Origin of the sequence: Streptomyces echinoruber, from assembly GCF_014651135.1 — a bacterium.
In the GTDB taxonomy this organism is placed as follows: Bacteria; Actinomycetota; Actinomycetes; order Streptomycetales; family Streptomycetaceae; genus Streptomyces; species Streptomyces echinoruber.
In genome coordinates this window covers 150,838-172,441 of record NZ_BMWH01000002.1, presented here as the reverse complement: position 1 = coordinate 172,441, position 21,604 = coordinate 150,838, and the positions used below count along the sequence as shown (strand labels likewise).

Below are 21,604 nucleotides of genomic sequence, written 5' to 3'. Positions count from 1 at the left end.
GGGCAGCCGTACGGGAGATCGGCGGGCGCCGCCTCCCCGCGTGCCCGCCGCTTGTCGTCACGGGCGTCGCACGGAAGGACCCTTCGGGTGCCTCAGCACACGAGCATGCACCAGTCATCGGACACCACCGGGGCGGCCGAGGACCCGGTCGGGGCTCCGAATCCGCCGGTGCCGCCGGCGGACGCGCCGGCCGGGGACGGCCCGAAGGTCTCCGAGGCGGCGGCGCGCGAGAGCTCCGGCGCGGCGCCGCGCGAGGTCCCCGGTGCGCCGTCCCCGGACACCGGTCCGGCAGCCGCCGCGCCCGCCAAACCGGCCGCCGGGAAAGCCGCCGCGCCCGCCGAACCGGACGCCGGGGACACCACCGCGGCCGCGGAAGCAGCCGCCGGGGACGCCACCACGACCACGGAACCCCCCGCCGACGAACCCGCCGCGACCACCGACCTCCCCACCGGGGACACCGCCGCCGCCACGAAAGCAGCCGCCGCCGAGGAGGGCGTCGCCGAGGAGGCCACCGAGAAAACCGGCGCCGAAGAGACCGCCGCCGAGGAAACCGGCACCGAAGAGGCCGCCTCCACCGGAGCCGACGAGGCCGCCGGAGCCGACGGCTCCCCCGCCACCCCCCGCTCCCGCGGTGCCGTCCTGCGGGCCCTGCGCGCCCGGGTCGGCCGGGACGCCCGGCGGCGCTGGAGGGCGCGGCACCCACTCGCCGCGCGGATCACCGGGATCGCCGTGACCGTCGTCGCCGTCGCACTGGTCGTCGTCGCGCTGGTGATGCCGAACCGGCAGGAGAACTTCCGTCTCGCCCAGTTCACCCGGCTGCCGGTGGAGGCGCTGCTGGGGGCGGCGGTGCTGATCGCGCTGCCGCGCCGGCCCCGGCTGGCCGCCGCCGTCCTCGGCGGGCTCGCGCTCGGCGCGCTGACCGTGCTGAACGTCCTGGACATCGGCTTCTACGAGTACCTGGGCCGCGGGTTCAACGTGATCCTCGACTGGCAGCTCCTGGACGACGCGCAGTCGTACGTGGCGGACACGATGGGCGGGACGTACGCGTTCCTGGCCGCCGCCGGCGCGATCCTGCTCGCGCTGCTGGTGGTGGCGGTGATGGCGCTGGCGGTGGTGCGGATCGGCACGCTGCTGGGCCGGAACCGGACGCGCTCCACACACGTCCTGCTGGTGCTGAGCGCGCTGTGGATGACCTGCGCGACGCTGAACCTGGACGTCTCCGGGGTGCCGCTGGCCGCCGAGCACACCGTGACGATGGTGAAGTACCGCGAGGCGCGGGTGCGCGAGACGATCCGCGACGAGCGGGCCTTCGCCAAGGAGGCCCGGCGGGACGCCTTCGGCGCCACCCCGGGCAGCCAGCTCGTGCCGGCCCTGCGCGGCAAGGACATGGTCTTCGCGTTCATCGAGAGCTACGGCCGCAGCGCCGTCGAGGACCCGATCATGGCGCCCGGCGTGGACGCCGTGCTCGACGCGCGCACCAAGGCGCTGGCCAAGGCGGGCTTCCACGCCAAGAGCGGCTGGCTGACCTCGGCGACGTACGGCGGCAGCAGCTGGCTGGGCCACTCGACGTTCATGTCGGGCATGTGGATCAACAACCAGAACCGCTACCGCACGGTCACCGCCGACGGCGAGCACCTCACCCTCACCAAGGCCTTCCGGAAGACCGGCGCCTGGGACACGGTGGGCGTCATGCCGGGCGTGCAGAAGGGCTGGCCGGAGGCGAAGTGGTACGGCCTGGACAAGGTCTACAACGCCTTCCAGCTCGGCTACAAGGGACCGAAGTTCAGCTGGTCGACCATGCCGGACCAGTACGCCCTGGAGCAGTTCCAGCGGCGGGAACACAGCAGGAAGCGGGACAAGCCGCTGATGTCGTTCCTGATCCTGACCTCCAGCCACCAGCCGTGGGCGCCGATCCCGAGGATGGTCGGCTGGGACCGGCTGGGCGACGGCTCGGTCTTCAAGGCCATCGAGAAGGCGGGCAACAAGCCGGCCGACATCATCGCCAGCCCCACCCGGTCCCGCGAGGAGTACGGCAAGTCGATCCAGTACTCGGTCACCGCCCTGACCCAGTGGCTGGAGCGCTACGGCAGGGACGACACCGTGCTGGTCTTCCTCGGCGACCACCAGCCCATCTCCCGGGTCAGCGGCACCCACGCCAGCCGGGACGTGCCGTGCACGATCGTCGCCAAGGACCCGAAGGTCCTCGACCGGATCGCCGGCTGGGGCTGGACGGACGGCCTGCGCCCCGCGCACGACGCGCCGGTGTGGAAGATGAGCTCCTTCCGCGACCGCTTCCTGAAGGCCTACGGCTCCACCCCGCACCCGACGGGGAACTGACCCCGGGGGAAGCTGCCCCGGAGGGGGAGCTGACCTGGGAGGCTGACCGGGAGAACCGACCAGGCCCCGGTCAGCCGCCGGAGGTGTCCAGCTCCGCGTCCTCGCCGACGCCGGCGCAGTCGTAGGGGTCCTTCAGCCAGCCGTCCGGCAGCATCACGCGGTTGTTGCCGGAGGTGCGGCCGCGGGGCCCGTCGGCGCCGGCCGGCCAGGGCTGGTCGAGGTCCAGCTCGTCCAGCCCGGCCCGCAGCTCCGCCAGCGAGGAGGTCACGGCGAGCCGCTTGCGCATCGCGGAGCCGACGGAGAAGCCCTTCAGGTACCAGGCGACGTGCTTGCGGAAGTCGACGACGCCGCGCTGCTCGTCACCGAGCCACTCGCCGAGCAGCGTGGCGTGCCGCACCATGACGTCGGCGACCTCACGCAGCGTGGGGCGCCGGTAGTCCTCGCGTCCCTCGAAGGCGGCCACCAGGTCGGCGAACAGCCACGGCCGGCCCAGGCAGCCGCGGCCGACGACCACGCCGTCGCAGCCGGTCTCGCGGACCATGCGCAGCGCGTCCCCGGCGGACCAGATGTCGCCGTTGCCGAGCACCGGGATCTCCGGCACGTGCTCCTTCAGCCGCGCGATGGCCTCCCAGTCGGCGGTGCCGCCGTAGTGCTGGGCGGTGGTGCGGCCGTGCAGCGCGATCGCCGTGACGCCCTCCTCGACGGCGATGCGGCCGGCGTCGAGGTAGGTGAGGTGGTCGTCGTCGATGCCCTTGCGCATCTTCATCGTCACCGGCAGGTCCCCGGCGCCGCGGACGGCCTCGCGCAGGATCGCCCGCAGCAGGTTGCGCTTGTACGGCAGCGCCGAGCCGCCGCCCTTGCGGGTCACCTTCGGCACCGGGCAGCCGAAGTTCAGGTCGATGTGGTCGGCGAGGTCCTCCTCCACGATCATGCGGACGGCCTTGCCGACGGTGGCCGGGTCGACGCCGTAGAGCTGGATCGAGCGCGGCCGTTCGCTCGCGTCGAACCGGATCAGCCGCATGGTCTTGTCGTTGCGCTCCACCAGCGCCCGGGTGGTGATCATCTCGCTCACGAACAGGCCCTTGCCGCCGCTGAACTCCCGGCACAGCGTGCGGAAGGGCGCGTTGGTGATGCCCGCCATGGGCGCGAGCACGACGGGCGGCGCGACGACGTGGGGACCGATCTGCAGGGGAGACACGGGCGTGGACATTCCTCCATTGTCACGTACGGCGGCGGGTACCCGGCCCCGCGGCCGTGACCTTGCACCGACCATTAGTTAGCCGCACTATCGAGTTGCGCGTACCATGAGCCGCATGCCCGAGTTGAGCCCCCGCCGACGTCTGCTGGTGCTCGCGATCTGCTGCATGAGCCTGCTGATCGTGAGCCTGGACAACACGGCCCTGAACGTCGCCCTGCCCTCCCTCCAGCGCGAGCTGCACGCGAGCACGTCGGGCCTGCAGTGGACCATCGACGCCTACACGCTGGTGCTGGCGTCCCTGCACGCTGGTGCTGGCGTCCCTGCACGCTGGTGCTGGCGTCCCTGCTGATGCCGGCCGGCTCCGCCGCCGACCGGATCGGCCGCCGGCGGGTCTTCACGGCGGGCCTGGTCGTCTTCGGCGCCGGCTCGCTGCTGTGCTCCCTCGCGCCCAGCCTGGAGCTGCTGGTCGTCTTCCGTATGGTGCAGGCGGTCGGCGGGGAATGGGGGTACCTCCCAGGCCGTCAAGGCTCTGGGGGAGCTCAATCCGGTGGCGATGTCGATCATCACCAACACCTTCACCGACCCGCGCGAACGCGCCCGCGCCATCGGCGTGTGGGGCGGCGTGGTCGGCATCTCGATGGCCGCGGGCCCCCTCGTCGGCGGCCTGCTCGTGGAGTCGGTCGGCCGGCGCTCCATCTTCTGGGTCAACCTCCCGGTCGCCCTGGCCGCGCTCCTGCTCACCCTGCGCTTCGTCCCCGAGTCCCGCGCGCCCCGGGCCCGCCGCCCCGACCCGGTCGGCCAGGTGCTGGTCATCGCCCTGTTCGGCGCGCTGACGTACGCCATCATCGAGGCCCCGCACTCCTCCCCGCCGCGATCCTGCCGTACGCCGGCCTCGCCCTGGCCGCGCTGCTGGGCCTGCTGTGGTACGAGTCGCGCCGCGAGGAGCCCCTCATCGACCTGCGCTTCTTCGGTTCGGCCCCGTTCAGCGGCGCCACCGTGACAGCGGTCGGCGCCTTCGCCGGCCTGGGCGGCTTCCTGTTCCTGTCCACGCTGTACCTGCAGAACGTCCGCGGCCTGGACGCCCTGCACGCCGGCCTGTGGATGCTGCCGCTGGCCGGGCCCACCCTGCTGTGCGCGCCGCTGTCCGGGCGGCTGGTCGGCAGCCGCGGGCCGCGCCTGTCGCTGCTGGTCGCCGGGTGCGCGATCACCGCGAGCGCGCTGCTGTTCGCCGCGTTCGGGGCGGAGACCTCCGACGCCCTGCTCGTCCTCGGCTACGTCCTGTTCGGCGTCGGCTTCGGCTTCGTCAACGCGCCCATCACCAACACCGCCGTCTCCGGCATGCCGCGTGCCCAGGCCGGCGTCGCCGCCGCCGTCGCCTCCACCAGCCGGCAGCTCGGGCAGACTCTCGGCGTCGCGGTGGTCGGCGCGGTGCTCGCCTCCGGCGTGGGCTCCTCGTCGTACCGGGAGGCGTTCGTGACGGCGGCCCGGCCCGGGTGGTGGGTGCTCGTCGCGTGCGGGCTCGCGGTGCTGGGGCTGGGGCTGCTGACCAGCGGCCGGTGGGCCCGGCACACGGCCGAGCGCACGGCCCGCCGGCTGGAGTCGGACGAGGCCGGGCAGGCCGCGCGGGTCCTGTCCGGCGGGTGAGGCGCCCGCTCACCGCTCCCGCGCCAGGGCGTGCAGCTTCTCCAGCCGCCGCCGTGTCTCCTCGTCCGCCGGCACGTACGTCACCATCCGCGCCCCCAGCTCGGGGCTGAGCCACAGGTCGGTGTGGTCGAGGGTGAGGCGGCCGACGTGGAGGTTGAGGAACTCCTTGCGCTTGCTCGCGGGGCCGTAGACCTCGTGGCGGTCCCACACGGCGCGGAACTCCGGGGAACGCTCCTGCAGGCGCTTGAGCAGCATCTTCCAGGCGGGCTCGCCGAGGTGGCCGGCCATGGCGGCGCGGAAGCGGGCCGCCATCAGGCGCCGGGCCTCCTGCAGGTGCACGATCGAGGAGCTCCACTCCGGGTGGGTGAAGGCCAGGATCAGGCAGTTGCGGTCCTCCGGCGGCACCGTCTCCAGGTCGCACAGCAGCAGCCCGTAGGTGCGGTTGTGGGCGAGGATGTCGTAGCGGCTGTTCTGCAGGCACGCCGGGAACGGCTCGACCTGCTCCAGCAGGGCGCGCAGCGCCGGGGTGACGACCGGGCAGGTGGTGGCCGGCGTCGGGTCGGTGGCGCCGGCGAGCTGGAAGAGATGGGCGCGCTCGCTCGCATCGAGCATCAGAGTGCGCGCGAGGGCATCCAGCACCTGCACGGAGACCTGGATGTCGCGCGCCTGCTCCAGCCACGTGTACCAGGTGACGCCGACCGAGGAGAGCTGCGCGACCTCCTCGCGGCGCAGGCCCGGGGTGCGGCGCCGGCGGCCGCGGGGCAGGCCGACCTGCTCGGGGGTGATGCGCTCGCGGCGGCTGCGCAGGAAGGCGGCGAGCTCGTGCCGGCGGATCTCGGCGGTGCGGGTGCGCCGCGCGGCCGCGGCGGCCCCCGGCGCCGCTGCCTCCCCGACCGGGGCCTCCCGCCGCTTCGGGGGCTTGCGGGGCGGGGTCTCCTGGGCCGGGGTCTCCTGGGCCGTGGTCGTCATGGTCCCAGCCTGCCCCGCCGCGGACCCTGTTTCCAGGTAGTTCCACTACCAGGACAAGGACACTCTGGTACCAGCCTGAGCGCGGGCGAAGGCTGGAGCGCGTGACCGAAACCACCCTCACCCCACGCCCCGTCCGGCCCGCCGCCGCGCCACCCGTGCTGGGCGGACTCGGACTGTTCACCGTGCTGCTGGGCGCGGCGCTGCCCCTGGTCGACTTCTTCATCGTCAACGTCGCCCTGCCCGCCATCGGCACCGACCTGCACGCGAGCGAGGCGGTGCTGGAGCTGGTGGTCGCCGGATACGGCGTCGCCTACGCCGTTCTGCTCGTCCTCGGCGGGCGGCTGGGCGACCTGTTCGGCCGGCGGCGCTTCTTCCTCGGCGGCATGGCCGCCTTCGGCGTCACCTCGCTGGCCTGCGGGCTGGCACCCGGCGCGTGGCCGCTGGTCGCGGCGCGCGTCGCGCAGGGCGCCGCGGCCGCCGCGATGCTGCCGCAAGTCCTGGCCACCATCCAGGCGGCCACCTCCGGCCCGCGCCGCGCCCGGGCGATGGGCCTGTACGGCGCCACGGCCGGCCTGTCCATGGTGGCCGGGCAGATCCTCGGCGGGCTGCTGGTCGCCGCCGACCTCGCGGGCACCGGCTGGCGCTCGGTGTTCCTGGTGAACGTGCCCGTGGCCGCGGTCGGCATGGTGCTGGCCGCCCGCGCCGTGCCCGAGACCCGCTCCCAGCGGCCGGAGCCGGTGGACGGCCCCGGCACGGTGCTGCTGGCGGCGGCCCTGCTGGCGCTGCTGGTGCCGCTCACCGAGGGCCGCGCGGCGGGCTGGCCGCTGTGGACGTGGCTGTCGCTGGCGGCGGTGCCCGCGGTGGCGGCGGCGTTCCTCGCGGTGGAGCGCCGGGCGGACCGGCGGGGCCGTACGCCGCTGGTGCCGCCGAGCCTGTTCGCGCTCACCTCGCTGCGCCGCGGGCTGGTGATGGTGCTGCCGTTCACCATCGGCTTCGGCGGTTTCATGTTCGTCGTCGCCGTGGCGCTGCAGCGCGGCGCGGGGCTCGGCCCCGTTCCGGCGGGCCTGGCGCTGGCGCCGATGGCGGTGGTGTTCTTCCTCTTCTCGCTCGCCGGGCCGCGGCTGACCGCCCGGTACGGCGCGCGGGTGGTGACCGCGGGTGCCGTGCTGCAGGCGGCGGGCCTGGTGCTGCTGGCGCTGGCCGCCTGGTCGGCGTGGCCCCACGTGGGGCTGGTCGCGCTGCTGCCCGGTTCGGCGCTGGCGGGCGCGGGGCAGGCGCTGCAACTGCCCGTCATCTTCCGGATCGTGCTGTCCGAGGTGCCGCCGGCCCGCGCCGGCGTCGGCAGCGGCGTCATGGTCACCGTGCAGCAGTCCTCGCTGGCGCTGGGCGTGGCCACGCTCGGCACCCTGTTCCTGTCCCTGGTGCCCGCCCTCGGCATGCGCGAGGCCCTGGTGGCGACGCTCGCCGTGCAGCTGGGCGGGGTGCTGCTGACGGGGCTGCTCAGCCTGCGGCTGCCGCGCACGATCGGCTGACTGCTTTGTCCGGGCCTTTGTTTGGGCCTTTGTTTGGGCCTTTGTTTGGGCCGGGTGCCGCCCGGTGGGGCCGCGGACGGGCGCGGTCCCACCGGGCGGCTGTCGTACGGCCGCAGGGCCCGGGTCAGCCCAGGACCTCCTGGGTGACGACGATGTGGCCGGCGTCGGGGTTGAGGCTGCCGCCGAGCCGGCTGAAGGCGCCGTCGGTCAGGTCCAGGCACTTGGGTTCCTGCGGGGTCTGCTGGAAGGTGCCGCGGTCGTTGATGCGGACGACCAGGGAGGCGCCGTTGGCGACGTTGGTGACCCGCACCCGGGTGCCGAACGGCAGTTGCGGCGAGCGGGTCAGGGAGGTGGCCGCGGTGTCGGCGTTGTTGTCGAACAGCTCGCCGCTGGCGGTAAGCGCACCGGGCGGCTGGGGGCCGTAGTGCGTCGCCCAGCAGGTGTCGGCGCTCGGGCTCGCGGAGCCGGCGGCGTCGGCGCTCGCGGGAGCGGCGGTCAGCAGCGCGCACACGGCGGCCGCCGCGGCGGCCGGTCGCAGCAGCGGAAGGACACGGCGCATGGGGGGTTCCTTTCTCAAGGCGTCGTGAGTGAGGGCGTGAGGGCGCGACGTCACGACGTCGTGGCGTCGCGCGGGAAAGGAGCGCTCGGGCCCGGAAGGGCGGGGGCGGCCGTCAGCCGGCGTCGCGGTAGGCGACGCCCGTCTCGTTCGCGGTCGTGCCGTCGTACAGGCCCGTGCCGTCGCCGCGGCTGGTGGACAGCGTGAACCACGCGTAGCGCTCGACGAACGGCAGTTGCTCCAGCATGGCGGTGGACTGCCGTACGAACTCCGCCTGTTGGGCCCGGCCGGGATAGCGCGGGGTCCCGGAGGAGAAGTCGGTCAGGGCGTACTCGGTGAGCCAGACCGGCTTGTGGTAACGGTCGTACACCGCCTGCAGGTACGACCGGAGCCGGCCGGTGGCGCGGGCGGGGTCGAAGTCGGCGCCGTACCAGTGCACCGGGATGAAGTCCACCCGGTAGCCGCGGGCCGCCGCGCCCTGCAGGAAGCGGTCGAGCCAGCCGCCGGGGGTGTCGGCGCCGTAGGCGACCGCGGGGGCGCCGATCCGCAGGCCGGTGGACTGCAGCCGGGGCCACAGGTCGAGGGCCTGCTCGACGGTCATGTTGGCCTGTCCGGGCAGGTCCGGTTCGTTGAAGCCGAGCAGGCTGGTGCCCTGCTGCCGGGCCCGGTCGAGTTCGGTGTCGGTGACGGAGCCGGCGCCCCAGATCATGGGGACGAACTCCACGCCGGGCGGGGCGGTGATCTGCTGCGTATCCGCCGCCCAGGTGTAGAACCAGCCGGAACGCGAGTTCCGTAGCGCGTCGGTGACGCCGGGGAAGTTCCAGGCGCTGACGCCCTTCTTCTTCACCGCGTCCGCGGTCGCGGGGGCGTCGGTGGCGGCTCCCGCCGTGCCGCCCGCGGCGAACACGGCCAGCAGCGCCAGCAGGACGGACAGCACCCGTAGGGTGCGTATGCTGCGCACGCCTGTCGCTCCCGTCACGCGCCGGCGTGGAACTCGACGGTGAAGCCGCTGCACGAACTGCACTGCTGCATCACCTGGTTGCCGGGCTCCTGGTCCTGCCGCGACCAGCCGTAGGCCCGCGGGCAGTGCGAGGCGATCATGCCGCTGTAGGAGGTCTTGGCGTCCCGGTCGGGGTTGGTGCACAGCATCGGCGTGCCGTCGGGCCACCGGGTGAGGTCCCCGGCCGGGCACAGCGGCAGCAGGTTGTCCGAGCAGCCCATGGTGGCGCAACCGCCCCCGCCGGGGCCGGCGTTGATCGGGGTGATGGTGATGGGCACCGAGAAGGCGTTGACGTAGCTGACGTCGTACCAGGGGGCCGGGCCGTCGGCGGTGTCGAAGTTGAACTCCGCGAGGCTGACCGGCTGTTCGCCCGTCTCGCAGTGGTCGGCGTACCTGCCGCAGTCGCCCACCTGGCAGTGGAAGGTGCTGCCCGGGGTGCCGCTGCAGCCCATGCGGGCGAAGAACGTGCCGCGCCAGTGGCCGGGATCGGACGTCTCGGGGACGGTGAGGGTCGCCGACTGGCCGGGCTGCAGCACCGGCAGTCCGGTCAACTGCCTGGAGCCGTCGGCGTTGACGGTGCTGCCGACCCACACCGTGCGTCCGGTGTGGTTGACGAGCGTGACCGTGTGGGCGACCGCCGCGGCCGCGGCCGGCTCGGCCCGGTGGGACACCGGGGCGGCGTCCCGGCCGGCGCCGGACGACGCGCCCGTGTGCGGCGCCACCGCCACCAGGGCGGCAGTGGCCGCCGCGGCGAGGGTGGTCAGGATTCTGCGCACGTCTCCTCCGTGGAAGGCGTGGGGAAGTGGGGGGTCGGGTCAGCGGACCGGGCGGCGAAGCGACTGACATCGTTGTCGGGCGGGCCGTCGGCCACCGCGGCCCACCTTTTGGTCCAGTTTGATCAAGTTCATGACAAACCGAACCTTCGGGCGGTCCGGAGCTGACGGCCACATGACAGCGACCTCCGCCCCCGCCTGTCAATGGTCTGCACCAGACGGCGAAGACTTCCGGCCACCCTCCGCCCCGCCCGCGCACCGGCCGGGCGGCCGCCGGTCCCTCGTTTTCCACCCCGCCCAAGCCGCGCCCGGGGCAGACTTCCGTTCATGTCCCGTATGCCGCGGCAACCCGACCGGAGCGAGATCGGCCGCTGGAACCGGCACGGCCGCCGGCACGTCGTGCACGTCCGCCGCACGGCCGGCCTGCCCCTGCTCGGCGCCCTGCTCGACTGCGCCACCTGCGGCTGGCGACAACGCGCCCTCCTGCCCGGACCGCGGGCCGAGGAACACCTGGCCGAGGCCCACCAGGCGACGGTCGACCCGGCGGCGTCCCGGCGCGACGGCTTCCCGGCGCGATGACTTTCCGGCGTGACGGCTCCCCGGCGCGATGACTTTCCGACGCGACGGCTCCCCGGCGCGATGACTTTCCGGCACGGCGGTAGTCGTAAAGACGTAAGGCGTACGCCGATTCCCGGCCGGAGGGCGGAGACGATGACCGACAGGCTGCGCGCCACCCTGCAACGCCGTGTCGACGAGGGGACGGTGCCCGGCGCCCTGGGCCTGGTCGCGCGCGGGGACGACGTCGAGGTGGTGACCGCCGGCTTCCTCGACGCCGGCCGGACCACCCCGATGACCCGCGACGCGATCTTCCGGATCGCGTCGCTCACCAAGCAGGTCACGGCGGCGGTGATGATGCTCGTGGAGGACGGGCGGCCGGCCCTGGACGCGCCGGTCGCCGAGTGGCTGCCGGAGCCGGCGGAGCCGGTGGTCGTACGGACGCCCACCAGTGACGTCGACGACGTGGTGCCCGCCGTCCGCCCGATCACCGTGGAGGACCTGCTCAGCTCCCGCGCGGGCTGGGGCTTTCCCTCGGACTTCTCGCTGCCGGCGGTGCGGGCGCTGTTCGAGGTGCAGCAGGACGGCCGTGCCCCGCAGGCCCCACCGGACCCGGACACCTGGCCGGCCGCGCTCGCCAAGGTGCCGCTGCTGTACCAGCCGGGCGCGGCCTGGCTGTACCACACCTGCTCCGACCTGCAGGGCGTCCTGATCGCCCGGGCCTGCGGCCGGAGCCTGCCGGAGTTCCTGGCGGAGCGGATCTTCGAGCCGCTGGGGATGCGGGACACCGGCTTCACGGTGCCGCCCGACCGGCGCGAACGGTTCACGAGCCTGTACCGGGTCGGCCCCGCCGGCGCGCTGGAGCTCGCGGACGCCCCCGACGGCGACTGAAGCCGCCTTCCGGCGTTCCCGGCGGGCGGCGGCGGCCTGGTCTCCACGGCCGACGACTGGCCGGCCTTCGCCCGCATGCTGCTCGACGGCGGTACGGCCGGCGGCCGGCGGCTGCTCTCCCGCACCTCGGTCGACCGCATGACCACCAACCACCTCACCGCCCACCAGCGCGAGATCGGCGCCCTCTTCCTGGAGGGCCAGGGCTGGGGCTACGGCGGCCAGGTGGATGTCGCCCCCGCCGCCCCGTGGAACGTCCCCGGCCGCTACGGCTGGGTCGGCGGCACCGGCACCGCCGGCCACCTGATCCCGTCCACCGGCACGGTCACCCTGCTGCTCACCCAGGCGTCCCTGCAGAGCCCCACTCCCCCGCCGGTGATGCGGGACTTCTGGCGGTGCACGGCGCCGGCGGCGGCGTAGGACCGGGGCGCGGTGGGCCCGCCGGGCGCCGTCAGCCCGCCGGGGCTCACGCCGGACGCGGTGGGCGCCGTCAACCCGCCGGGACTCGCGCCGGGCGCCGTGGGCTCTCCGGGGCGCGGACCAGGCGCCGCGGGTCCTCCGGCCCCAGAACTCCGTGGCTCCGTGGCTCCGTGGCTCCGTGGCTCCGTGGCTCCGTGGCTCCGGGGCGTCGTACGGGCCCGGGTGCCGCGGCGAGCGGTCAGGCCCGCAGGCCGCGCAGCACGAGGTCCGCGACTGCCGCGAAGTCGGCCTCGACACCTGGCTCCTCCCACTCCCGCGCGTAGCAGGGGTCGTGGAAGCGTCCGGTGGCGTGGAAGACGGCGCGGGCGGCAGCGGCCGGGTCGGGGGCGTGGAAGACCCCGGCGGCGACGCCGTCCTCGATGATCCGGGCCAGCTGGCCGGTCAGCTCGGCGACGTGCTCGCCGACGGCGGTGCCGTTCTCGCCGGCCAGGACCAGGTACGTGGCGAACAGTTCGGGGTCCTCGCCCGCCTTGCGGCGCTTGGCGGCGAACAGGGCCGCCAGCCAGTCCCGCAGCCGCTCCCCGGGGTCGCGGTCGCCGGCGGTGATGTCCGCCAGGGTCGCGCAGGTGCGGTCCAGCCACCGTTTGGTGACCGCCTCCCGCAGCGCCGCCTTGGTGCGGAAGTGCCGGTAGACGCTCCCGTGGCTGACCCCGAGGGCGCGGGCCACGTCGACCACGGTGGCCTTGGCCGGGCCGTGCCGGCGCAGCACCTCCTCGGTGGCTTCGAGGATGCGCTCGGCGGTCAGGGTCTCGGTGCTGGGTGACATGTCCTAGACCGTACCCGGAGGACCGTGCCCGGAGGGCGGAGCGGGCCGGCGGCCGCGCTCACCGCTCGCTGTCCAGGTGGGCCATCTGCGCCGCCGGATAGCGCTCGCCCGCCACGGCGTCGGCCGGCACCGCCTGCTCGATCGCCGCGAGGTCGGCCTCGTCGAGCGTGACGTCCAGCGCGCCGAGGGACTCGGCGAGCCGCTCGCGGGTGCGGGCGCCGATAAGCGGCACGATGTCCTCCCCGCGGGAGAGGACCCAGGCGATGGCGATCTGGGCGACGGTCGCGCCCTTCTGCTCGGCGATCTTCCGCAGGGCGTCCACGAGGTCGAGGTTGCGCTGCAGGTTCTCGCCCTGGAAGCGCGGCGAGTGGGCCCGGAAGTCGTTCGGGGCGAGTTGCCGGTCGCGGTGGAAGTGGCCCGAGATCAGGCCGCGGGACAGCACGCCGTACGCGGTGATCGCGATGCCGAGTTCGCGGGTGGTGGGCAGGATGCGGTCCTCGATGCCGCGGGTGATCAGCGAGTACTCGATCTGCAGGTCGCTGATGGGGGCGGTGGCGGCGGCGCGGCGGATGGTCTCCTCGCCGACCTCGCTGAGGCCGATGTGCCGGACGTGGCCCTTCTCGACGAGTTCGGCGATCGCGCCGACGGTCTCCTCGATGGGGACGTCGGGGTCGAGGCGGGCGATGCGGTAGACGTCGATGTGGTCGACGCCGAGGCGCTGCAGCGAGTACGCGGCGAAGTTCTTCACCGCCGCGGGGCGGCCGTCGTAGCCGGACCAGTTGCCGTCCGGGTCCCGCAGCGCCCCGAACTTCACGCTGATCAGGGCCTGTTCGCGGCGGGCGGGCGGGGCGGCGCGCAGGGCCTCGCCGATCAGCATCTCGTTGTGGCCCATGCCGTAGAAGTCGCCGGTGTCCAGCAGCGTCACGCCCGCCTCCAGGGCGGCGTGGAGGGTGGCGATCGACTCGGCGCGGTCGGCGTCGCCGTACAGCGCGGACATGCCCATGCAGCCGAGGCCGAGGGCGGAGACCTGGGGGCCGGTGGTGCCGAGGGAGCGGGTGTGCATGGCGGCTCCTGGGGTTCCCGTAGGGGTGAGGGGCACTTTCACCGTCCCACAGTGAGTGACAGATTTCAATATCTGTCATCTGTCGACTGTCACATGTCATGTGTCATGTACAGGCCGCCGCACGCCGTCGCCCGTTCCCCGCGCCCTCCCCGGCCCGTTCACCGCGGCCTCCCCGGCCCGCCCCCTCGGCCCGGCCTCCGATCGACAACCCTCCCCAACGCTCCGAGAATTGAAGGAAAAGGGGCGGCGAGCAGCCCCGGGTGGCGCCTGCCGCCGGCCACGCGGACCCTGCGCCACCCGAGGAGGTGCGCCATGACCGTCCGTATCGCCACCTACAACACGGAGAACCTCTTCCGCCGGCCCAAGGTCTTCGCCCTGCCGGACGACAAGCAGCGCCGGCAGGTCCTGGAGGACTACGCCGAGCTGGTCGCGCTGCTGGACCGGGATCCCTACACGGAGGCCGACCAACTGCGCATGGCCGAACTGATCAAGAAGTACCGGCTCTACGACGACAACGCCGAGCGCCCGTTCGTGATCAACGAGACCCGCGGGGTGCACACGCTCTACCGGACCGGGCCCCCGGCCGACGACCCGCGCATCGAGTTCGTCGCGCACGGCCGCTCAGGCTGGACCGGCTGGGTGGAGCTGGTGCGCGACGACATCGACTGGACCGCCGTCCGCAACACCGCCCGGGTGATCGCCGAGGTCGACGCCGACGTCCTGCTCGTGCAGGAGGTCGAGGACCGCCTCACCCTGCAGCGGTTCAACAAACAGGTGCTGGGCGCCGCGCTGGGCGGGCGGCCGTACCCGTACAACATGGTGATCGACGGCAACGACACCCGCGGCATCGACGTCGGCATCCTCAGCCGCCACCCGATCACGTCCCTGCGCTCGCACATCTTCGACCAACGGCCCGACGGCAGACCGGTGTTCAGCCGGGACTGCCCCGAGTACGAGATCGCGGTCGACGGAACCCCCCTGTGGCTGCTGGGCAACCACTTCAAGAGCCAACTGCACGGCGGCGGCGCGGAGCTGCGGCTGGCGCAGGCCGAGCGGGTGGTGGCGATCTACGAGGCCGCCCGCGCCCGCTCGGCACGCGTCCTGGTCGCCGGCGACCTCAACGACTCCCCCGGCAGCGCGCCGGTCACCACCCTGCGGGCCACCGGTCTGCGGGACGCGATGAGCCACCCCGGCTACCGGGGCGACCCGGGCACCCACCACACCGGCAGAAGCGACCGCGACAAGCTCGACTACCTGTTCTTCCCGCCCGAGTTGTGGGAGCGGATCCAGCACGTGGGGGTCGAGCGGCGCGGGATATGGGCGCCGCGCGCCTTCAAGTCCTTCGAGACGGTGACGTCGAAGGCCACCGAGGCCTCCGACCACGCCGCCCTCTACGCGGACCTGGACCTGTAAGCCGGAGCGATGGGAAACGCGCGGGTGCCGGGCCCCGACCGGGACCCGGCACCCGTGGCGGACGGTGCGAGGAGGCTCAGCAGCCGAGCAGACGGCTCGCCAGGTACCCCTCGATCTGGTCCAGCGACACCCGCTCCTGCTTCATGGAGTCGCGCTCGCGCACGGTCACGGCGTTGTCCTCGAGGGTGTCGAAGTCGACCGTGACGCAGTACGGCGTGCCGATCTCGTCCTGGCGGCGGTAGCGGCGGCCGATGGCGCCGGCGTCGTCGAACTCGATGTTCCAGTGCTTGCGCAGGTCCTGGGCGAGACCACGGGCCTTCGGGGACAGCTCGGGGTTGCGGGACAGCGGCAGCACCGCGACCTTGACCGGCGCGAGGCGGTGGTCGAGGCGCAGCACCGTGCGCTTCTCCAGCTTGCCCTTGGCGTTGGGCGCCTCGTCCTCGGTGTAGGCGTCGAGCAGGAAGGCGAGCATGGTGCGGCCGACGCCGGCCGCGGGCTCGATGACGTACGGCACGTACCGCTCGCCGGCCTCCTGGTCGAAGTAGGACAGGTCCTGGCCGGAGGCCTTGGAGTGGGCCGTCAGGTCGTAGTCGGTGCGGTTGGCGACGCCCTCCAGCTCGCCCCACTCGCTGCCGGCGAAGTTGAAGCGGTACTCGATGTCGGCGGTGCGCTTGGAGTAGTGGGAGAGCTTCTCCTTGGGGTGCTCGTACCAGCGCATGTTCTCCTCACGGAGACCCAGGCCGGTGTACCAGTTCCAGCGCTGCTCCATCCAGTACTCGTGCCACTTCTCGTCCTCGCCCGGCTTGCAGAAGAACTCCATCTCCATCTGCTCGAACTCGCGGGTGCGGAAGATGAAGTTGCCCGGCGTGATCTCGTTGCGGAACGACTTGCCCATCTGGGCGATGCCGAACGGCGGCTTGCGGCGCGAAGTCTGCTGGACCTGCAGGAAGTTGGTGAAGATGCCCTGCGCGGTCTCGGGGCGCAGGTAGGCGACGGAGCCGGAGTCCTGCGTCGGGCCGAGGTGGGTGGACAGCAGGCCCGAGAACTGCTTGGGCTCGGTGAACTGGCCCTTGTTGCCGCAGTTGGGGCAGTTGACGTCGGCGAGGCCGTTCTCCGGCAGGCGGCCGTGCTTGGCCTCGTACGCCTCCTCGAGGTGGTCGGCGCGGAACCGCTTGTGGCAGGACGTGCACTCGGTGAGCGGGTCGGTGAAGGTGGCGACGTGGCCGGAGGCGACCCAGACCTCGGGGGCCAGGATCACGGACGAGTCGATACCGACGACGTCCTCGCGCGACGTCACCATGGAGCGCCACCACTGGCGCTTGATGTTCTCCTTGAGCTCGACACCCAGCGGCCCGTAGTCCCAGGCGGCGCGCTGACCGCCGTAGATCTCACTGCAGGGGAAAACGAAGCCACGGCGCTTGCTCAGGCTGACGATGGTGTCGATCTTGTCGGCGGCCACGGTGCTCTCTTCGATTACGACGACGGGCGATGAAGCGAGATGCCTCAGCGAATGCTTCAGGTTACCGGCGGGGGCGGCCCCCCGGCCAAATCGGGGTCTTGTTGACAACGGTTTCCAGTTTCGTTGAAAATGAGTGTCATGAACATAAGGCGACGCCTCATACCCGCCGCCGCGGCCGCGGCGGTCCTCCTGCTGGGCTCGGCCACGCTCTCCGCCTGCTCCACCGACAGCGCGGCCGCGGGCGCCGACGGCAGGTTCGACGTCGTCGCGTCGTTCTATCCGATGGCCTTCCTCGCCGAGCGCATCGGCGGCGCCCACGTGCACGTCACGACCCTGACCCGGCCCGGTCAGGAGCCGCACGACCTGGAGATCAGCGCCCGGCAGACCGCGCGGCTGCAGGAGGCCGACGCGGTCCTCTACCTCAAGGGCCTGCAGCCCTCCGTCGACGACGCCGTCGCCCAGTCCGAGGTGCGCACGAAGATCGACGCCGCCGCGCTGACCACGCTGGAGCGGCACGGCGACGAGGCCGGCGGCCACGCGCCCGCGCACGACACCGCCGACAACGCCGACAACGCCGACGACGGGGAACCGGCCGGCCGCGACCCGCACCTCTGGCTCGACCCGGTCCGCTACGCCCAGGTCGCCCGGGGCGTCGGCAAGGCCTTCGAGAAGGCCGACCCGAAGCACGCCGCCGCCTACCGGAAGAACACCGCGACCCTGGTCGGGCAGCTCGACGCGCTCGACGCCGCGTACGCGCACGGCCTGCGGCACACCGACCGCAAGGTCTTCCTCACCACCCACGCCGCCTTCGGCTACCTCGCCGAGCGTTACGGCCTCACCGAGGAGGCCATCAGCGGCCTGGACCCCGAGTCGGAGCCCAGCGCCGCGCGCGTGCGGGAGCTGGAGCGCATGGCGCGGGCCGACGGCGTCACCACCGTCTTCTACGAGACCCTCGTCAGCGACAAGACCGCCAGGACCGTCGCCCGGGACGCCGGGTTGAGGACCGACGTCCTCGACCCGGTCGAGGGCATCACCGCCGCCTCCCGCGGCACCGACTACTTCCAGGTCATGCGGTCCAACCTCACGGCCCTGCAGAAGGCCCTGGGCGCCAAGTGACCACCTTCGGGGAGGACGCCATGAGCGAGCCCGTCGTCGCCCTGCGCGGGGTGAGCGCCGAACTGGGGGCGCGCCCCGTGCTGCGCGGCATCGACCTCACCGTGTGCCGCGGCCAGGTCGTCGCGCTGCTCGGCGCGAACGGCTCCGGCAAGTCGACCGCCGTACGCAGCGCCATCGGCCAGGTCCCGGTCTCGGCCGGCGCCGTCGAACTGTTCGGCGTCCCGGTGCGCCGCTTCCGCGACTGGCGGCGCGTGGGCTACGTACCGCAGCGCACCACCGCCGCGACGGGCGTGCCGGCCACGGTCACCGAGATCGTCGCCTCCGGCCGCCTGTCCCGCACCGGCTTCCGGCGCTTTTGCCGGGCCGACCACGCGGCCGTGCGGCGCGCCCTGGAGCTGGTGGGCCTGGCCGACCGGGCCGGCGACCCCGTGGGCGCCCTGTCCGGCGGCCAGCACCAGCGGGTGCTCATCGCCCGCGCGCTCGCCGCCGAACCCGAGCTGCTGATCATGGACGAGCCGATGGCGGGCGTGGACCTGGCCCACCAGGAGGTGCTCGCCGAGACACTGCGCGACCAGGTCGCCTCCGGTACGACGGTCCTGCTGGTCCTGCACGAACTGGGCCCCCTGGAACCCCTGATCGACCGGGCGGTGGTACTGCGCGACGGCCGCGTGGTGCACGACGGCCCGCCCCCGACGGCGGCCGGCCGGCCCGCCCTCCCCGGCCACGACCCCGCCCACCCGTCGCCCGCCGGCGCCCTCGGCGCGGGCGCGTCGCACCACTGCCTCGATCCGCAGGCGGGCACGGAACCCCTCCGCACAGGACTGCCGAGCTGACGGGACGAGACGATGGACCTGTTGAACTACGCCTTCATGCAGCGGGCGCTGCTCGCCGCCGTCCTGGTCGGCGTCACCGCCCCCGCGGTCGGCGTCTACCTCGTGCAGCGCCGCCAGGCCCTCATGGGCGACGGCATCGGGCACGTGGCGATGACCGGCGTCGGCCTCGGCTTCCTGCTGTCCGCCTCGCCCGTGTGGATGGCGACGGCCGTCTCGGTGCTCGGCGCGGTCCTGATGGAGCTGATCCGCTGGTACGGCCGCACCCGCGGCGACATCGCCCTGGCGATGCTGTTCTACGGCGGCATGGCGGGCGGCGTGATGTTCATCAACCTCGCGCCGGGCGGCTCCAGCGCCACCCTCACGTCGTACCTGTTCGGGTCGCTCTCGACCGTCTCGCCGTCGGACGTGACGGCGATCTGCCTGCTGGCGGCCTTCGTCGTGCTGGTCACCCTGGGCCTGCGCCGGCAGCTCTTCGCGGTCGGCCAGGACGAGGAGTTCGCACGCGTCACCGGGCTGCCGGTGCGGGCGCTGAACCTGCTCACGGCGGTCACGGCCGCGGTGACCGTGACCGTCGCCATGCGGGTGGTCGGCCTGCTGCTGGTGTCGGCGCTGATGGTGGTGCCGGTGGCCGCCGCACAGCAGCTCGGCCGCAGCTTCGCGGCGACGTTCGCGATCGCCGTCGCCCTCGGCGTCACGGTCGCCGTCGGCGGCACGGTCACGTCGTACTACCAGGACGTGCCGCCCGGCGCGACGATCGTGCTGCTGACCATCGCGGCCTTCGTGGCGCTCACCGCCCTCTCCGCCCCGCTGGCCCGCCGCCGCGCCCGCGCCGCCGCCGCTGCCGCACCGGCCGGGGACCCCGCCGGGCGCGCGATCCCGGCCGGCCGCACGGCACCGGACGAGGTCGGCGCCTGACCGGGCCGCACCCGGGCTGGCACAATGACCCCGGCAGGCCCGGGGCGGGCTCGGGGCACACCCGGGGCAGGCGCGGGGCAGGCACAGGAGTGGAGGAGGCACCGGTGACGACCGCTGGACCGCCCGTGAAGGGGCGCGCCACCCGGCAGCGTGCCGCCGTGGCGGCTGCCCTCGAAGAGGTCGACGAGTTCCGCAGCGCGCAGGAGCTGCACGACCTGCTCAAGCACAAGGGCGACTCGGTCGGGCTCACCACCGTCTACCGCACCCTGCAGTCCCTCGCCGAGGCCGGCGAGGTCGACGTCCTGCGCACCTCCGACGGCGAGTCCGTCTACCGCCGCTGCTCCAGCGGCACCCACCACCACCACCTCGTCTGCCGCTCCTGCGGCAAGGCCGTCGAGGTCGAGGGCCCGGCCGTGGAGAAGTGGGCCGACGCCATCGCCGCCGAGCACGGCTACGTCGACGTCGCCCACACGGTGGAGATCTTCGGCACCTGCGCGGACTGCGCGAAGACCTCCGGCGGCTGAGAGCTCCGAACAAAAAGGGCGCCCGGCTCGCGGCGAGACGGCCGGGGCTCAGGCCCGGGCGAGGTGGCGCTCCAGGACGGCGCGGAGCCGGTCGGCGTCGGCGGGGGCGGCCAGGCCGCGCTTGGGCAGGACGCTGAAGCAGGTGGCGTAGCGGTCGTCGCTGAAGAACACGAACAGGTCGGCCGTCTCGCGGTAGCGGGGCCGGGCGCTCCAGGCGATCGTCGAGGAGCCGTGGTCGTTGGTCACTGTCAGCCCGTCGTCCGTCACCGTCGCCCGGCAGGTGCCCCGCAGCGACGCGGCGCGCATCAGCTGCCGCGCCTGCAGCCGGGGCAGCAGCGCGAACAGGCCGCCGAAGACCAGCATCCACACCAGCGTGAGCACCGGAACCTCCCCCTGCGCCAGCTGGATCGCCAAGTCGGCGGCCATGCACACCAGTACGCAGACGAAGAGCCGCTGCTGCAGGCGCCCCGCCCGGCTCGCCCGCCGCCGCTCCCGCAGCGCCGCCGCGTAGTCCTGCGCGGTGGGCCGGTAGACCAGCTCCACCACGTCCCGCCCCGCGGCGGCGTCCCGCCTCTCCTCGACGGCGTCCCGCCCCTGCCCTGCGTCCTGCCCCGCTGCGGCGTCCCGCCCCATGTCCATGACCATAAGACGGGAGCGTAGCGGCCCGGCTCAGCTCTCGGTGCCGCGGCCCTCCATGGCCAGCAACTGCTCGTTGGGGATGGCGCCGCCGAAGCGGCGGTCCCGGGAGGCGTACTCGACGCAGGCCCGCCACAGGTCGCGGCGGTCGAAGTCCGGCCACAGCACGTCCTGGAAGACCATCTCGGCGTACGCGCTCTGCCAGATCAGGTAGTTGGAGGTGCGCTGCTCGCCGCTGGGCCGCAGGAACAGGTCGACGTCCGGCATGTCCGGGTAGTACAGGTACTTCGCGAAGGTCTTCTCGTCGACCTTGGACGGGTCCAGCCGCCCGGCCCGCACGTCCTCCGCGATCGCCCGCGCCGCGTCGGCGATCTCGGCGCGGCCGCCGTAGTTCATGCAGAAGTACAGCGTGAGCAGGTCGTTGTCCTTGGTCTGTTCCTGGGCGACCTGCAGCTCCTTGGCGACGGACTTCCACAGCCGGGGCATGCGGCCCGCCCAGCGCACCCGCACGCCGAGCTCGTCGAGCCGGTCGCGGCTGGCGCGGATGAAGTCGCGGTTGAAGTTCATCAGGAAGCGCACCTCCTCCGGCGAGCGCTTCCAGTTCTCGGTGGAGAAGGCGTACAGGGAGACGGCCCCGATGCCCATCTCGATCGCGCCCTGCAGCACGTCCAGCACGCGCTCGGCGCCGACCTTGTGGCCCTCGGTGCGGGGCAGCCCGCGCTCCTTGGCCCACCGCCCGTTGCCGTCCATGACGATCGCCACATGGCGGGGGATCAGCTCACCGGGGAGCTTCGGGGGCCGCGCGCCGGAGGGGTGCGGTTCCGGCGTTTTGTACTCCCGGCGCTGACGCCCCAGGAACCCGCGTACGGCCATGTGCTTCTCGTCTCCTCTTGCGATGCCTGTCGCGAGGCTTGCGATGCCTGTCGCGACGCCTGCTTGCCGTTGCT

At 73.4% G+C, this 21,604-nt stretch carries 18 protein-coding genes and 2 pseudogenes; 10 read left to right on the top strand and 10 right to left on the bottom strand.

The window, feature by feature from the left end; genetic code table 11:
- The first annotated feature begins 105 nt into the window (after positions 1 to 105).
- Positions 106 to 2,337 (top strand): LTA synthase family protein, encoded by a 2,232-nt coding sequence (locus IE225_RS03615; protein WP_373303129.1) that lies wholly within the window; start codon positions 106 to 108, stop codon positions 2,335 to 2,337.
- A 70-nt stretch (positions 2,338 to 2,407) separates the two neighbouring features.
- Here the strand turns inward: IE225_RS03615 and dusB are convergent, their stop codons facing one another.
- Complete coding sequence (gene dusB, locus IE225_RS03610) at positions 2,408 to 3,547, bottom strand: tRNA dihydrouridine synthase DusB (protein ID WP_190055818.1); 1,140 nt, start codon at positions 3,545 to 3,547, stop codon at positions 2,408 to 2,410.
- Between the two features lie 103 nt (positions 3,548 to 3,650).
- Here dusB and IE225_RS03605 point away from each other — a divergent pair.
- Positions 3,651 to 5,179: pseudogene (locus IE225_RS03605) on the top strand (MFS transporter).
- Positions 5,180 to 5,188: 9 nt separating this feature from the next.
- On the opposite strand, the gene IE225_RS03600 reads toward IE225_RS03605, so the two are convergent.
- Positions 5,189 to 6,148: a helix-turn-helix transcriptional regulator gene (locus IE225_RS03600; RefSeq protein WP_190055817.1), complete on the bottom strand. Its 960-nt coding sequence runs from the start codon at positions 6,146 to 6,148 to the stop codon at positions 5,189 to 5,191.
- Positions 6,149 to 6,249: 101 nt separating this feature from the next.
- On the opposite strand from IE225_RS03600, the gene IE225_RS03595 reads away from it, so the two are divergent.
- Positions 6,250 to 7,680: an MFS transporter gene (locus IE225_RS03595; RefSeq protein WP_190055816.1), complete on the top strand. Its 1,431-nt coding sequence runs from the start codon at positions 6,250 to 6,252 to the stop codon at positions 7,678 to 7,680.
- 124 nt (positions 7,681 to 7,804) lie between these two features.
- Here IE225_RS03595 and IE225_RS03590 read toward each other — a convergent pair whose 3' ends face one another.
- From IE225_RS03590 to IE225_RS32815, 3 genes are all read right to left on the bottom strand, one after another.
- A complete protein-coding gene (locus IE225_RS03590; protein WP_229879214.1) occupies positions 7,805 to 8,239 on the bottom strand; it encodes a septal ring lytic transglycosylase RlpA family protein in 435 nt (144 codons plus the stop codon).
- Positions 8,240 to 8,351: 112 nt separating this feature from the next.
- Positions 8,352 to 9,197, bottom strand: a complete 846-nt coding sequence (locus IE225_RS32820; protein WP_229879213.1) for a glycoside hydrolase family protein — start codon at positions 9,195 to 9,197, stop codon at positions 8,352 to 8,354.
- Positions 9,198 to 9,211: 14 nt separating this feature from the next.
- On the bottom strand, positions 9,212 to 10,012 hold the full coding sequence (locus IE225_RS32815) for a thaumatin family protein (protein WP_229879211.1): 801 nt from the start codon (positions 10,010 to 10,012) through the stop codon (positions 9,212 to 9,214).
- 324 nt (positions 10,013 to 10,336) lie between these two features.
- On the opposite strand from IE225_RS32815, the gene IE225_RS03580 reads away from it, so the two are divergent.
- Both IE225_RS03580 and IE225_RS03575 read left to right on the top strand, forming a co-directional pair.
- The gene (locus IE225_RS03580; protein ID WP_229879209.1) at positions 10,337 to 10,588 is read left to right on the top strand and encodes a hypothetical protein; all 252 of its coding nucleotides are present in this window, start codon (positions 10,337 to 10,339) and stop codon (positions 10,586 to 10,588) included.
- A 132-nt stretch (positions 10,589 to 10,720) separates the two neighbouring features.
- A pseudogene (locus IE225_RS03575) lies at positions 10,721 to 11,872 on the top strand (serine hydrolase domain-containing protein).
- Positions 11,873 to 12,110: 238 nt separating this feature from the next.
- Here IE225_RS03575 and IE225_RS03570 read toward each other — a convergent pair.
- Together IE225_RS03570 and IE225_RS03565 are read right to left on the bottom strand one after the other, a co-directional pair.
- A complete protein-coding gene (locus IE225_RS03570; RefSeq protein ID WP_190055815.1) occupies positions 12,111 to 12,698 on the bottom strand; it encodes a TetR/AcrR family transcriptional regulator in 588 nt (195 codons plus the stop codon).
- 58 nt (positions 12,699 to 12,756) lie between these two features.
- Positions 12,757 to 13,761 carry an aldo/keto reductase gene (locus tag IE225_RS03565; protein WP_190055814.1) on the bottom strand — a complete coding sequence of 335 codons (1,005 nt, stop codon included), beginning with the start codon at positions 13,759 to 13,761 and terminating at the stop codon, positions 12,757 to 12,759.
- A 312-nt stretch (positions 13,762 to 14,073) separates the two neighbouring features.
- Between IE225_RS03565 and IE225_RS03560 the strand changes: the two genes are divergently transcribed.
- Positions 14,074 to 15,174 carry an endonuclease/exonuclease/phosphatase family protein gene (locus tag IE225_RS03560; RefSeq protein ID WP_190055813.1) on the top strand — a complete coding sequence of 367 codons (1,101 nt, stop codon included), beginning with the start codon at positions 14,074 to 14,076 and terminating at the stop codon, positions 15,172 to 15,174.
- Positions 15,175 to 15,250: 76 nt separating this feature from the next.
- Here IE225_RS03560 and IE225_RS03555 read toward each other — a convergent pair whose 3' ends face one another.
- Entirely contained in the window at positions 15,251 to 16,633 is a 1,383-nt protein-coding gene (locus IE225_RS03555) for a glycine--tRNA ligase (RefSeq protein WP_190055812.1), read from the bottom strand.
- Between the two features lie 138 nt (positions 16,634 to 16,771).
- On the opposite strand from IE225_RS03555, the gene IE225_RS03550 reads away from it, so the two are divergent.
- The 4 genes from IE225_RS03550 (at position 16,772) to IE225_RS03535 (ending at position 20,021) form a co-directional block, all read left to right on the top strand.
- Positions 16,772 to 17,749, top strand: coding sequence for a metal ABC transporter substrate-binding protein (locus IE225_RS03550; RefSeq protein WP_190055811.1), 978 nt, complete (start codon positions 16,772 to 16,774; stop codon positions 17,747 to 17,749).
- 20 nt (positions 17,750 to 17,769) lie between these two features.
- Positions 17,770 to 18,582, top strand: coding sequence for a metal ABC transporter ATP-binding protein (locus tag IE225_RS03545; RefSeq protein WP_190055810.1), 813 nt, complete (start codon positions 17,770 to 17,772; stop codon positions 18,580 to 18,582).
- A gap of 12 nt (positions 18,583 to 18,594) precedes the next feature.
- A complete protein-coding gene (locus tag IE225_RS03540; protein WP_190055809.1) occupies positions 18,595 to 19,497 on the top strand; it encodes a metal ABC transporter permease in 903 nt (300 codons plus the stop codon).
- A gap of 104 nt (positions 19,498 to 19,601) precedes the next feature.
- Positions 19,602 to 20,021, top strand: a complete 420-nt coding sequence (locus IE225_RS03535) for a Fur family transcriptional regulator (RefSeq protein WP_190055808.1) — start codon at positions 19,602 to 19,604, stop codon at positions 20,019 to 20,021.
- A gap of 48 nt (positions 20,022 to 20,069) precedes the next feature.
- On the opposite strand, the gene IE225_RS03530 is transcribed toward IE225_RS03535, so the two are convergent.
- Together IE225_RS03530 and IE225_RS03525 are read right to left on the bottom strand one after the other, a co-directional pair.
- A complete protein-coding gene (locus IE225_RS03530) occupies positions 20,070 to 20,666 on the bottom strand; it encodes a YcxB family protein (RefSeq protein WP_190055807.1) in 597 nt (198 codons plus the stop codon).
- 24 nt (positions 20,667 to 20,690) lie between these two features.
- The gene (locus IE225_RS03525; protein ID WP_190055806.1) at positions 20,691 to 21,530 is read right to left on the bottom strand and encodes an isoprenyl transferase; all 840 of its coding nucleotides are present in this window, start codon (positions 21,528 to 21,530) and stop codon (positions 20,691 to 20,693) included.
- Between the last annotated feature and the right edge of the window lie 74 nt (positions 21,531 to 21,604).